General features: G+C 53.0%; 11 protein-coding genes. 8 read left to right on the plus strand and 3 right to left on the minus strand.

Annotated elements, in window-relative coordinates; all coding sequences use genetic code 11:
- Positions 1-110: 110 nt before the first annotated feature.
- The 7 genes from PLIM_RS19045 to PLIM_RS19075 all read left to right on the plus strand — a co-directional run bounded on the left by PLIM_RS19045 (position 111) and on the right by PLIM_RS19075 (position 6,391).
- On the plus strand, positions 111-1,124 hold the full coding sequence (locus PLIM_RS19045; RefSeq protein WP_196349484.1) for an ATP-binding protein: 1,014 nt from the start codon (positions 111-113) through the stop codon (positions 1,122-1,124).
- A gap of 229 nt (positions 1,125-1,353) precedes the next feature.
- On the plus strand, positions 1,354-1,779 hold the full coding sequence (locus tag PLIM_RS19050; protein ID WP_013111947.1) for a hypothetical protein: 426 nt from the start codon (positions 1,354-1,356) through the stop codon (positions 1,777-1,779).
- A gap of 84 nt (positions 1,780-1,863) precedes the next feature.
- Positions 1,864-2,163, plus strand: a complete 300-nt coding sequence (locus PLIM_RS19055) for a hypothetical protein (RefSeq protein ID WP_013111948.1) — start codon at positions 1,864-1,866, stop codon at positions 2,161-2,163.
- A 209-nt stretch (positions 2,164-2,372) separates the two neighbouring features.
- Positions 2,373-3,542: a DUF4381 domain-containing protein gene (locus PLIM_RS19060; RefSeq protein ID WP_041402257.1), complete on the plus strand. Its 1,170-nt coding sequence runs from the start codon at positions 2,373-2,375 to the stop codon at positions 3,540-3,542.
- 58 nt (positions 3,543-3,600) lie between these two features.
- Positions 3,601-4,770: a hypothetical protein gene (locus PLIM_RS19065; protein WP_148227187.1), complete on the plus strand. Its 1,170-nt coding sequence runs from the start codon at positions 3,601-3,603 to the stop codon at positions 4,768-4,770.
- The gene (locus PLIM_RS19070) at positions 4,767-5,744 is read left to right on the plus strand and encodes a DUF1559 domain-containing protein (RefSeq protein ID WP_013111951.1); all 978 of its coding nucleotides are present in this window, start codon (positions 4,767-4,769) and stop codon (positions 5,742-5,744) included. Before PLIM_RS19065 ends, PLIM_RS19070 begins: the two co-directional genes overlap by 4 nt.
- A gap of 176 nt (positions 5,745-5,920) precedes the next feature.
- Positions 5,921-6,391: a hypothetical protein gene (locus PLIM_RS19075; protein ID WP_013111952.1), complete on the plus strand. Its 471-nt coding sequence runs from the start codon at positions 5,921-5,923 to the stop codon at positions 6,389-6,391.
- Between the two features lie 182 nt (positions 6,392-6,573).
- On the opposite strand, the gene PLIM_RS19080 is transcribed toward PLIM_RS19075, so the two are convergent.
- From PLIM_RS19080 to PLIM_RS19090, 3 genes are all read right to left on the minus strand, one after another.
- Positions 6,574-7,029: a carboxypeptidase regulatory-like domain-containing protein gene (locus PLIM_RS19080; RefSeq protein WP_148227188.1), complete on the minus strand. Its 456-nt coding sequence runs from the start codon at positions 7,027-7,029 to the stop codon at positions 6,574-6,576.
- A gap of 76 nt (positions 7,030-7,105) precedes the next feature.
- Positions 7,106-9,067, minus strand: coding sequence for an AAA family ATPase (locus PLIM_RS19085; RefSeq protein ID WP_013111954.1), 1,962 nt, complete (start codon positions 9,065-9,067; stop codon positions 7,106-7,108).
- 127 nt (positions 9,068-9,194) lie between these two features.
- On the minus strand, positions 9,195-10,550 hold the full coding sequence (locus PLIM_RS19090) for a Gfo/Idh/MocA family protein (protein ID WP_013111955.1): 1,356 nt from the start codon (positions 10,548-10,550) through the stop codon (positions 9,195-9,197).
- Positions 10,551-10,973: 423 nt separating this feature from the next.
- On the opposite strand from PLIM_RS19090, the gene PLIM_RS19095 reads away from it, so the two are divergent.
- Positions 10,974-12,566 carry an endo-polygalacturonase gene (locus tag PLIM_RS19095; protein ID WP_196349485.1) on the plus strand — a complete coding sequence of 531 codons (1,593 nt, stop codon included), beginning with the start codon at positions 10,974-10,976 and terminating at the stop codon, positions 12,564-12,566.
- The last annotated feature ends 103 nt before the right edge of the window (positions 12,567-12,669 follow it).

The raw sequence follows: 12,669 nt of genomic DNA on the forward strand, positions 1-12,669 counted from the left end.
TTCCGATACGAAGCGACTGACTCGTGATGTGTGGCTGTTGCCCGTCGTGCTGTCGGAAAGATGAATTGTCGTTGAAGGTTTGACGTCTTCCTATCGACCGCATGGCCCGCATGGCATATCGTTTCCAGACCAAGTGCCAGACACGCCTGCTGCTGTGGCCTGCAGGCAGATCGACCACGACCACCTGGATCATCAACTCGGGAATCTTCACTATGCAACGGGTTGTTCTTCTGGAACACAATCTGGCAGAAGCCAGCCGCATGGCCCGATTGCTGGCCGAACAGGGTTTTGAAGTCGAGATCACGAAAACCCCTGTCGAAGCGATTCAGGCCTGCCAGAAGTCACCACCTGATCTCGTGGTGACCGATATGCCCGAAAAGCGGACTGATGCCGACGACATGTCATTCATCAAATGGCTGCATCAGCATCAGCGGCAGGTTCCGATTGTCCTCTCGCTTTCGCGCAATGAAGAAATCTGTGCCCTACAGGCTTTAGAGACCGGAGCAGTCAGCTACATCCGTAAACGATTACTCGAACAGGATCTGCCGCAGACACTTAAGAATACTTACGGCTTACTGCAACGCATGACGGGGCAGAAGCGCATTCGCAAAGCCCTCGTGCGGGCTCATTTTCAGTATCAACTGGAGAATGATCCCACGCTGACGCCTGCAGTTCTGGCAGGGGTGGAAGACGAACTCAAGCTGACGAGTCTGTTCGAACGGGCCGACATTACCCGCATGATCATCGGCCTGCATGAAGCGATTGATAATGCGATCTTTCATGGCAATCTCGAAGTGAGTTCGGCTCTGCGCGATGCCGGTGCCACGAAGAGCTATTTTGAACTGGCCGAAAGCCGCCGGCATTTATCCCCTTATCACGAGCGGCATGTCGATTTTGAGATGCAGTTATCCCGCGAAGGGGCGGAGTTCCTGATTCGCGATGAAGGGCCGGGCTTCAATCCACAGGCCCTGCCCAATCCGACAGCGGCTGCCAATTTGGAACGCCCATCAGGCCGGGGCTTACTGCTGATCCGCAGCTTTTTCGATGAAGTCGAATACAGCCCTACGGGAAGCGAACTCCGCCTTAAGAAAAAAGCCACCCGCAGCGCAAGCGAGGTGAAGTGATGGATCGCCAGAATCCCTCGGTTTGTAACTGTCCATAAATCAGTTCACTAAGATTTTTGTTGACATAGGATGGAGTTCTGGCCAAGTTAGTAAGTGCGCTCTCGACTGCACGTATTCTTCGGCAGCGGGAAACTCTCATGCTTGCGTCCTCTGTTCCAGACTCCAGACTCCAGACTCCAGACTCCAGACCGTCACCAGGCACCGCTCCCTGTGGGCAGGATCCATCTGGGTGTGGGTGGTGCCACCCGCCATCATCCCGTCGTTGGCCATCGTCACCGCCTGGCGGACAGGTGGCGTGACGGCGGCCCGCATGTGGCTGCATGGTCAGGCAGTGCAACTGGAGCCGACAGTTCTCGTGGTGCCGGTGGAAATACTTGCCCCCGACCAGACAGGCCCGATGAACGTGGTCGATTATCCCGCTCCCTTCGTGACGTTGCGAAATCTGCAAGGGAAGCCTTTGCAGGTGCTGGGTGCCAAAGAGTCGTGCGCCTGTGCGACCGCCACGTCACTACCGGCAACGATTGAGCCCTTCGGCACGTTGCGCATCCCCTTGCGGCTGAGTGAAACAGCCCGGGGGACACAGACACTGACATTCTTCACCGATGCCCCTACCACGCCGCGCCTGACGTGCCGGGTCGAGTTTCGGGGCGAGTGAGACAGACCTTTCCCAATCCTCGATGCGAGGTCGGAGTGGTGTGTCACCACTCCGCGATAGTTTCCCTGGTTGAAGGAGTGCGCGATGAATCTTTGTTTGCGTTTTGTGACAAGCACAGTGATGGGCCTTAATCTGGCAGCGATCCTGCTTGCCGCCATTCTGGCATTACCGGCTGCCTATGCGGATGAAGACCCCATCGATGAAGAGGGTGGGGATGAGGGAGGTACAATTGGTCTCGTTCCAGAATGTACGCGAAATTGTGACTGCGTCACACTTCCAAACGAAAATGGCGAACCCTGCAATTCATTTGGTCCTGGCTATTGCCTGACGCAATGTTTCTGTGTGGGCTCCATTCCCACGCGTCTTCAATGTCACAACCAGTAAATGGTTCAGATAGCTTTTCTATGACCGAAAGATTCCAGAATGGTGGTACAGGCGATGCGAGGTGTTACCGAACATCGCCTGTGCTGCCCAATTAACACATAGGCAGCAAAAGAGAATCTGCAAGGTAACTAGATGCTTTCAATCTATTCTCAGACTTGTGTCGTAAAACCGATGATCACTTCTCGATTCTTTGGTGTATGAAAACAACTATGCAAATGATACTCAGTCAGCTAATGACCAGGCAAATCTTCGTACTTGTTTTATCTTCATGCTGCCTAATGTCATTTACGCATTCCTCTAAATGTCATGGAGAAGATGGAATAACAGACGCCTATGTTCAAAAGATCGTGGAAGGCCATAAGAATATTTGTGAGATTCGTAACAATAGTCTAATCAGTCTGCGATATATGAAGCGATCAAAAAGGTCGCCTGCAGTTCTAGCAACAAAGATATGGAATATCGACGAGAAGTTTAAAACTCATCAACTCGAAATACCTGGTGCCCCTTCTCCAGACATTATGATAGACGACACAAGATTGGAGAAAGATCCTGATGCAGTAAGGGTTGCCACAGAAGAATACGAATTTTCGTTTCACAAAAAGCCCACAATTGTTAACGGCCAACGCCAACCTGGACCGCTGATTCTATCGGCAACAACTATCGAGGCCCAACAATTGAATTATTGGCAGGAAAGAATGCAGGAAATGTTGGCGCAGCATGTATGGGGGGCAACTACGTTCTGTGGAAAGAATTCGCAGAATTTCTTTAATGAACCGTCAACGAGCTATATCTCTTACGATTGGAAAATGTTGTCTTTTGAATGCAAAACACTCCAGATTGATAAGCTGCCAACTGGGGTGTTGAGAATGAATTTTTCAGTTCATGCCGAGATGTTGAATGGCCGCAAGGAAAAGCAGATCCTGGATGACGTACTAGCCAGCGTAGATTTCGATCCGATGAATTCTTATCGCGTCATATCATCAGATATGACATCAACATGGAGGTGGGTACCACAGAAGGGAAATTTGGGAGACAGGTGGTGTCGATTCCGAGTGGAAAACGAATATAGTGATTCATTTGGTCAGGGAATTATTCCGAAAAGAGTTTTAGCCCAGGAGTGGCAGGCAACAAGTCAGGATGGATTGAACACGACGCCATTCGCCATCTATGAATACCTTATCGACAAGGTGGAGTTTGGCACTGTCACACCGGCCGATTTTCGCGGGGAACCGTACGGAGTGCCCGCTTCGCTCATTGAGCAGGACCCCCTAACTCCACCGGCCGCATGGTGGTGGCCCTGGCTCTGTGGGCTGTTGGGTGTCAATGCACTCCTGGGCCTCATGTGGTGGTTTAAACGTCGGCGAGAGTCGATGGCATGAGTACTCGCTATGTATCGCGTTAGGGAACGACGAGGTCTCTGCCATGGAAAATACCTTCATGTTATTGAGTCGATGTGACCATCAATGCCTGTCTCGACGACTCGTACTTGTTCTGGTGGCTATGATCGTCATGGCCGCAGGGGAAGAGTCGCAATCGCTCTTTGCAGAAGAAGGAGTCGATTGGCAGGCTCGGGTTGTCGCAGGGCATGAACGCATTCGCCGGCAGCGGTCCAACAGCATTGTCTGGTTAAGGCAGGCGCGGCCGGGGTGGAAGCCGCCGTTCACCGAGATCACGAAGATCTGGCACCTCGATGGGAACTTCAAGTTTCACACGTTTGAGGTGCCCGACCTGACGACAACGGCCGATGTGGTCGACGACGTGAAACTGATGAAAGATCCGTTCTCAGTGCGGATCGTGACACCACAATTTGAATTCGGACTCCGTCGGCTCTACAAAGAAGTCGACGGAGTGCGGGTGCTGGATCGCTTGCGTCGCACCACGCTGTCGATCGATGGCGAGAAGCTGGAGATGTGGCAACGGCGCATGAGCTGGACAATGTCCGAACATGCCTGGTCTTCGACGACGATGTGCCACCTCGAATCGAGCGGCCTGTTCGCCCAACCTCCCAGGAACACCAATGCCTTCGGCTGGACAGTTGATAAGTTCACCGTCGGCCCGGTTGCGTTCGAGAAGCTTTCTTCGGGATTAGTGCGTATGTCAATTGCAACACACAGCGAAATGACAGATGTGCGAAAGAAACAGATCGTGTCGGATGTGGTCGAGGCCACGGCTGATCTTGACCCCGCCCACAACTATCGCGTCGTCGAATCAGATTACATAGCGACAGGTAGCCAAAAGGTTCCCGGAAAAGAGGCGGCCCCTGCCTGGCATCGAGTCAGGATCGTTAACGAATACCGGGCGGGTTTTGGTCGTGATGTGTTCCCCACCCATGTTGTCACCCAGAATTGGAGCAGCAAGGAGCGTGATAAGCTTTATGGGGAACCAAACTATAGCGACGAATACTTTATCGACAGGGTAGAGTTCGGCGAGGTGCGGGAATCCGACTTCAGGCCAGAACCTTACGGGATCCGCCCCGAAACCCTGGAGATCGACCCTTTGCCACCGCCGACATCCTGGTCGGTCTATGGAATCTATGGCGGTGTCATCACCTGTGTGTTGATCGGGCTGGCATGGTGGTTCAAACGTCGGCGGGAGAGACTGGTATGAAGACTCTAAAAACGTGGAGCCGAAAGCGAGGAGACTCGGTGCGAGCCGGTTTCACACTCATCGAACTGCTGGTCGTCATCTTCATCATTGCGTTACTGATAGCGTTGTTGATTCCTGCTGTGCAGATGGCCCGGGAAGCGGCCCGGCGAACGGCCTGCCGGTCGAATCTGAAGCAGTTGGCACTGGCTCTGCATACCTATCACGAGCGGCACCAGGTGCTGCCGCCGGGAACGCAGATTGATGATGTCAGGCCGCCGCGGGATGTTCCCGGCCGGGGGGCGATCCGCTTCACGAAGCACTTTCCGTGGACCGTGATGATCCTGCCGGATATCGATCAGGGGGTGATGTACGCGCAATTCAATTTCGATCTCGATTGCCAGCACGACCATCGCCCGCTCACGAGCCAGCAACTGAAGATTCTGCAGTGTGTTTCCGATCCTGCTGCAGGGCAGCCTGTCTATTGGGATCGACCTTATTATGAAGGGCCGTGGGGTAGCAATAACTACCTGGGAGTTTCCGGCACCAATATGGCGACTTCGAAAAATTATGCCTGGCAATGTGCCGAGTATGATCGAGAGGCGGGGAAGGCACCGATCCAAAGCGGATTACTCTACGAAAACAGCAATTGCCGATTGCGGGACGTGACCGATGGCACCAGCCAGACTCTGCTTTTGGGAGAGCGAGGTGTTGTGCAGCAATGGGGAAAATGGGGTGGCGCCGGTGTGGAGCAAAGGTGCCCCTTTGGTATTGGCGATACGGTCCTGCCGGGAACAATCGACGATCAGTTATATCCCGGTGGGTTGCGTGAGCGGCAGGAGACGATTTCGGATCGATTGTTCTGGTGGAGCTGGCATGGTGGAGTGGTCCATATGGCATTTGCCGATGGATCGGTGCGTGGAGTTTCTGTTTCGACAGATCGTGGTGTGTTGACGGCATGGAGCACGCGGGCAGGTGGTGAAGTGGGGATCGAGTGAGTGGTGTAAGTTAATAGAGTCGTTCCGTATCGGGGGTAGCATGACCCGGAAGGCCCAAAAAATCAAAACACAGCGGAAGGGCGTGGGCATTGGTCGTCACTTGATGGAAGGCCACGCCCTTTCGCAAAGCCTTCAGGGACGTGCCACACGGCAGTTTGTGATACAGAGGGAAGACGATGTTTTTGCTATCCAAGATGAAGTTCGGGACTCTGCTGGTATGTCTGGCGGGGATCGACACTGCTGTGGCGATCTGTCTGTTCTGGCCGACAACGCCACCTGTGGTGATCCAGTCTGTGCTGGATCTGGGAGAGGTTGTCGAAGGGACGGAGGTGCAGCCGGTCTTGACGATCAGAAACACCACTTCACAGCCCATCCGCTGCGTGGGTGCCGACGAGGCGTGCGGCCTGGGTTGCTTCCATGCCGAGGATCTACCGGCTGTGATCCCTCCTTATGGAGAGCTCAAGGTGACGTTATGGTTTGGTGCCCCTTCACTGAACTCGTTGCGAGAGCGGAAAGCGATTGGTGACCGGGCCGAGAATGAAATGACGTTCTATTTCGATGCCAAAGGCCACGCCCGAAAACCAGTCAAGCTGACCTGCAAGGTGATCCCCAAAAGTGAGCCGGGCATGATCCACAAGAATTCGTGAGCACCGTAGTAGTAGTCGTAGGGTCAGCTATGTGGACCATGTTCCGCCCACCACTACCTGCGATATCTTCAAAAGTAGGATACATGCCAATGCACCAATTGGACCATCCATTATAGCTGGTGCATTCCGTGGACTCCATGCACCCTACATAATACTTACCCGCGACACCAATCACAGGGACTTCACTCTTCGATGCGCCGCAATTTGACCGGCACCGTGAGCTGCGCGGTGGGATAGCCGCGTTCCGCCAGTTGCATGTATTCGGATTCGCTAAGAGTGGTTGCCGGCAGCGACTCAAACCCGTCGGCAGTGATTTGGAACCGCCACGAGGGCAGATGGATGAACCAGGTGTTCTCCCAATGACTGCGAGAGCCGAAGGTGAGACACTGTGTGACGAGTTCCTCGGCGTGGCCGTTTCTGTCTGTCGTCAGTGTGAATTCACGGGCTTCACAATCGGCGCAAAGCCCACCCCGCTCCGCCCGGATATGAACCATCGCACCGGGGATCGGCTCACCGGTCGCCGCATCGACCACGGCGAACCGCACTCTCAGATCAGCATGCCCCACCCATTTTGTACTGATGTAAAGAGGCGAACCAAGCACCACCGCCAGCCCGATCACAGGGAGCATCAGCGCCAATCGACACACCGCACCTCAACCGTTGGTTACCTACGGATCCTGCTTCTCTTCTGCGTACTCACCCTATTTCGTCTATTCACAATTGTGTCAGAACTCGATCAACGAATTGTGTACTCGACGCACGGACGAGCATTCGATCACAGAGTGTTGTCAAAACGCTAGAGACTTTTCCTGATTCACTAAGTTCCTCAAGAACTGCTGTAATCAACATGGTATTTTTCTGCCTAACCCCATCGATATACCCTCGCCTCTTACGTGCCTGCTTTTCCGCAGCCTCCCATACGCTTTCACCAAAATCACTCTTGACTGACTCAAAGATACATTTCGGCCAGCATACAAACTCATCCTTAAAAACAATATCTTTCGGAAACGACGGATGATCTGGAAATCCAAGCAGAGCAAAAAGACACTTGTTATCTCGCTCATGGCCTTTACGATTACTCTTGTCATCTCCATCAGTATCGAAAACAGCAAAATATGGAATACAAAGCTGTTGTGAAATGACAATTGGCCTACTCAAGTTTGATTTACCTATCGCAACTACGAAGTGGCACCCATATTTGCGAAAGTCTCTCCATCGATTGGTAACTTTGAGGTGAGTCGCAATGAAGGCGACATCCTCAACTCCTTCAACAAGAACAGCAAATTTTGAAAAATACATCTCTCTAAGTGATGGTTGCATGATCTGTTCCAATGATGTCATCACTACCGATGGGAGATCAGGCTTCGCCCCGAGTGCGCTAGCAATTGCATTCTCGTATTCAACAAAGCTTGTGCTCGCAACCAAAGAGCATTTGTCGTGTGAATGCTTTCGAACCACTCGCACATTCTCAAACCCCCTCGCGCTCACAAAATATGGACTATGCGTACTAATCATGACTTGTGAGTTTGTGCTGACACTCTCGGACAGTTCCTGAAGCACATCCGCAATATGCATAGCCTGAGACGGATGTTGATAGAGTTCCGGTTCCTCCATGCCTAGTATCAGCGTTGGTCCACTTTCTCCACCGCCCATCGCAAGTTCATGAAGGAGCGCAACGAGGAAAGCTCGTTGCATGCCATGCCCAAGTCTTGCAACTTCGCCAATAAAATTATCCTCTCCCAATGATGCTCTCGCTACTGGCTCCTGCACCACAACAGTTTTATTTGGGTCAAAGTACCAGGATAACTGTAGATTCGCATTGGGATTTGCCCATTCACGTAGTCGTTCTTGTATGTTCCCGCTGAGTTCGTCAAGAGCGGATTTTTCACTATCAAGCAGTTCCCTGTACTGCTTTTCCAATCCATTTCTTAACCGTGCAATCGACTCCTTAAAACTAACCTTTGTTCGGATGGAACGCTGAAACAACTGACCGAGCGCTGTTTTACTTCCTTCCTCTTGTTCTGTTGATGCCTCTTTTACAGCGGGAATATAAACCCATTGAATGTATTTGGAGAGAAGATTTGATCCTTTGGTGAACCCAAAAAATTGATGCGCCGATTCAATCAAGCTGCATAATTCTGGATGGGATTCTTCATATGCTCGAAGTGCGGCAACACGACTTGGTCCTGTCGTAGCATTTGGTAATTCTGAATAGGTCTTTTGAATGTCATCATAAATCTGTTTTAGCTCTGCGGCTTTTTTACCTTCTTCGTCGGCTTTAAAATATGGAGAAAAGTCTTCCATAACCATTCGCTGGCCGAATTGGCGAACTTCCGCATACGATGTCTTTTCATTCCATATGGCTTTTGCTGAGATCGTTAACTGCCCTTGTCGGTAGTATAATCCGAGATCGTCTATTGCCTCAGCTGTGAGACAAGTAAATGTCAAGGTTATTACTATGGGTTTGCTAGTATCTCGATGATGAAAGTCTTCGGCACCCAAATTTACAACGTCGGTGACACTTGAGGAGCTGTTCCGAAAGAATACATTTAAGGCCATTAGTATTGTCGATTTTCCAGATCCGTTTGACCCGACAAAACACGTGTAATTGTCAAAATGGACAGTTTCATCACGAAATGAGCGGAAATTCTGTATTCGAACTTGTGATATCTTCATTTAATTGTGAGCTCTTACTGAGTTTTTGCGTAGGTGGTGAATAATGGCCAAACAAGTTTTATGATACGTTGAGCAATTGTGCATTCCGAAGACTCCATGCACCCTACATAAAATCAAACGCCTGTCCCTAGCCCCACGGATTCCGCTCCTCGCGGATCAGCATCCTGTTCGCCTCGTCGTTGTCGATGAATTTCTCATTCTGGGCGTCCCATTTGGCCACCACGGGGCCGGTTTCCGGGAAGAGGCGGATCATCGCGTTGGCGATGTGGCAGAGGACGGCTGACGAGTTCCCCACCTCGACTGGTGCCCGCGGTTCCTTCCTCGTCTTCACGCACTCCACGAAGTTCGCCAGATGGGCCGAGTGCGGGTCGTTCGTCCCCTTGGCGGCGGGTGGGCAATCCTTAAGGAGCGAGGGGTCGGAGGCGGTGGTCCCCTTATAGCCGGTCTGCAGCCAGCCGGTGGTTCCTTCGAAGCGAGTCTGTACCATTTCGGGGCCGCTTTCACAGATGAGTTCCACACCGTTGGCGTACTTGCAACGGAAGCGGGTCTCGGTAGCCGTATTGAAGAGGCTTCCTGCGGGGAGGAACTTGGCATCGAGGCATTCGATCTCCGTCGGCCCGCCCACATCCAGGTCCATCCCCCAGTGAGCCATATCGTTGCAGTGGGCCCCGAAATTTGTGATCTGCCCGCCCGAGTAGTCGTAGTGGAACCGGAAGCGATAGAGGCAGCGGTCAACGTGATACGCCGCCTCCGGTGCCGGCCCCAGCCACGCGCGATAGTCGAATGTTGCCGGGACGGGCATGGGTTGCCAGCCCGGCCCCGGCCCCACCTTGTTGTTGTAGCCCACCTTGGTGACGATCTTCTGCAGTGTGCCGATCTTCCCGCTTTTGGCCGCTTCGCAGACGAACTGGCTCACCGGGTTCGAGCGCTCATGGCTCCCCGTTTGAAAAACCTTCTTGTGCTTGCGGACAGCGTCGATCAATGGCCGACCGTCTGCCACCGAGAACGTCAGCGGCTTCTCGCAATAAACATCCTTCCCCGCTTCGAGGGCCATCACGCTGATGATCCGATGCCAATGATCTGGCACCACAATCACCACCGCGTCGATATCCTGCCGGTCGAGCAGCTTGCGGAAGTCGGCGTAAGCCTCGCAGGTTGGCACGACGCCACTCTTGATCCGCTTCTTCGCATCGGCTTCGACCAGTTGCTTCGCGGGGAGGCGGCCGTAGAAGTGGTCCGGCTCCTTGTAGCCGAAGCTCCCTTCGTTGACATCGCAAACGGCCACCACTTCCCCCAGCTCGGCGGCTAGAAACCGCTTCAGCAGCCCCATCCCCTGATTGCCCGTCCCGATGAACCCCACCCGCACCCGCACACTCGGTGCCTGAGCACCAAATAGCCGTGCGGGCAGCACCAGCGGAGCACCCGCCACCAGTGAACCGCCGGCGACAATCGAACTCTGGAGAAACGTGCGACGGGTAAGCATGGCGGCCTCACGGGTGTCTGGTAGGGTGCATGCGAATGCACCAGCTCTGTCTTCGAGCATGAAGGGGAAGGAAATTCTGGTGCATTCCGAGGACTGCATGCACCCTGGACAACTTCGATTTATCGTACTCGATCAGTTTTAGAGCGCAGGCTGTCGCAAGGAAATGATGAAATCTTGCTCACTGAGCACTTTTGGACTTTGTGATGGACCTCCCAGAATTCATAGCCGCGTGGAGGCGTCTGTGACGCATGCTTGCTCCGAGCCGCAAGCATGGCACTTCTTTGTGAGCCGCAAGCATGGCACAAGAAGGCGAGCGATCTTCAGAACTTCGAATTCCTCGAAACAAGCTTGCGTGTGGCTCGACCTTGCGGCACTTTCTCAATGATTGACTCTTCAAAGATTCTCCGTCCGGACACCGCAACAATGATCTCTCAGGCCCTGCGACTTGCGACGTTTTCGATCATGCTCTTGCAGTGCGTGATGGTCTTGGGCGAAGACTCGCTGATTGTGGAATCGGCTGTGCCGGGGCTGGCACCTTCGTCGCATTATGTAGTGCGTGTGCGACCTGCCGGGACAGATCGTCCCTGGCAGGAGGCCTTTGTCTGGGAAACGGTCTGCAAACAGGTGGAGCGTAAGGCCGATGCCTACTTTGATACGCTGGCGGGCTGGTCGCATAGCTATGTCAATTTTGAAACGAGTATCGCTGTCGAAGTTGAAATCTCGCGGGTGGATGGCCAGCCCATTCGGACGGCCGCTGTTCATCCCCAGCGAAAGGCGTCTGCGTGCGTGATTGTCGATGGGAAGGCCATCGTCACTTTGGAAAAACCTTGTCTGGTGGCGGTGGATATCAATGGCCAGATGGATGAACAGGACACAGGTAAAGGCTACAAAGGCCCACCGATTCATACAATTTCGATCTTTGCGAATCCGCCATTGCTCAATAAACCGCACGCGGATGAGGCGGGCGTTTATTGTGTCCAGCCGGGGCAGCAGCCTCCGACGGGCGGAGACTGGAAGACGCTCTACTTTCTGCCTGGTGTTCATGATATCGGCCCAGGCTATCAACTCCGTGCGCATTGCCAGTACTATATACCGGGTAATGCGATCGTGTATGGTACGTTTTCTAATCAAACCTGGGGGGCTGGGCACCATATACGAATTTTTGGGATGGGGACTTTATCCGGCGCGAGACTCAAGCATCCTGAATACGTCTCACCAGAGCTATCTCAGGCACAGCAGAAACAGTATCGACCCATTGAAATCGTAGGGACGACGGATACTCAGGTCGAAGGGATTACAATTGCTGATTCGGCCACGCACTCACTGATGCTCATTCATCCCTATAAGAAAGATCACCCGAATACAGTTCGCTGGACGAAGATATTTACGTGGCGGGCGAATGGAGACGGTATTAATCCGTTTGGAAACACATTGATCGAAGATTGTTTTATCAGAACACAGGACGACTCGCTGTATGTGAGCGGCTTGGGCATACGCCGCACTGTGCTCTGGAACGATGCCAATGGCTCGTCCTTTGTGCTCAGCAGTCTTCCGGAGTTAACAGATCGGCAATTGATCGTCGAGGATTGTGATGTCATCTATAGTCGGGCGAAATGGCATCATTGGAGTGGCGGGCGGGTCTTTAACATGCGCGGTGAAGGTGGCGGAGCTGCCGGTCGCGGTGTGATCTTTCGGAATATCCATATCGAAGATCCCCGGCCAACGTTGCAGCAATTCTTCGTTTGCATGACGATGCCCGAGCCTTATTCGCGGCACGGAGAAAGCCGCTCGGCGGGTGATCTTGCGGGAATATTGTTTCAGAACATCTCGATTGCCGCCCCCAGCGTTCTGGGTGAACCTCAGCTGTTATGGGGCGCACCCAACGCCCGGATTCGGGACTTGCGATTTGAAAACCTGACAGTCTCAGGCCAACCAATCCTCGATGCTTCGTTCTTTAAGATCAACGCTGATGTCGATGGATTAACTTTTGAAAAGACCACACCACTCGTTCCTTGAACCCTGTGGAACAATGGCGACCCTCAGGAAGGCTAACGGGTTAGACGTTCAAGACGCAGGCGTTTGAGCAGGGGAAGGCATCGTGACTTAGTGAAATGTCTTG

The sequence above is a fragment of the Planctopirus limnophila DSM 3776 genome, from assembly GCF_000092105.1.
In the GTDB taxonomy this organism is placed as follows: Bacteria; Planctomycetota; Planctomycetia; order Planctomycetales; family Planctomycetaceae; genus Planctopirus; species Planctopirus limnophila.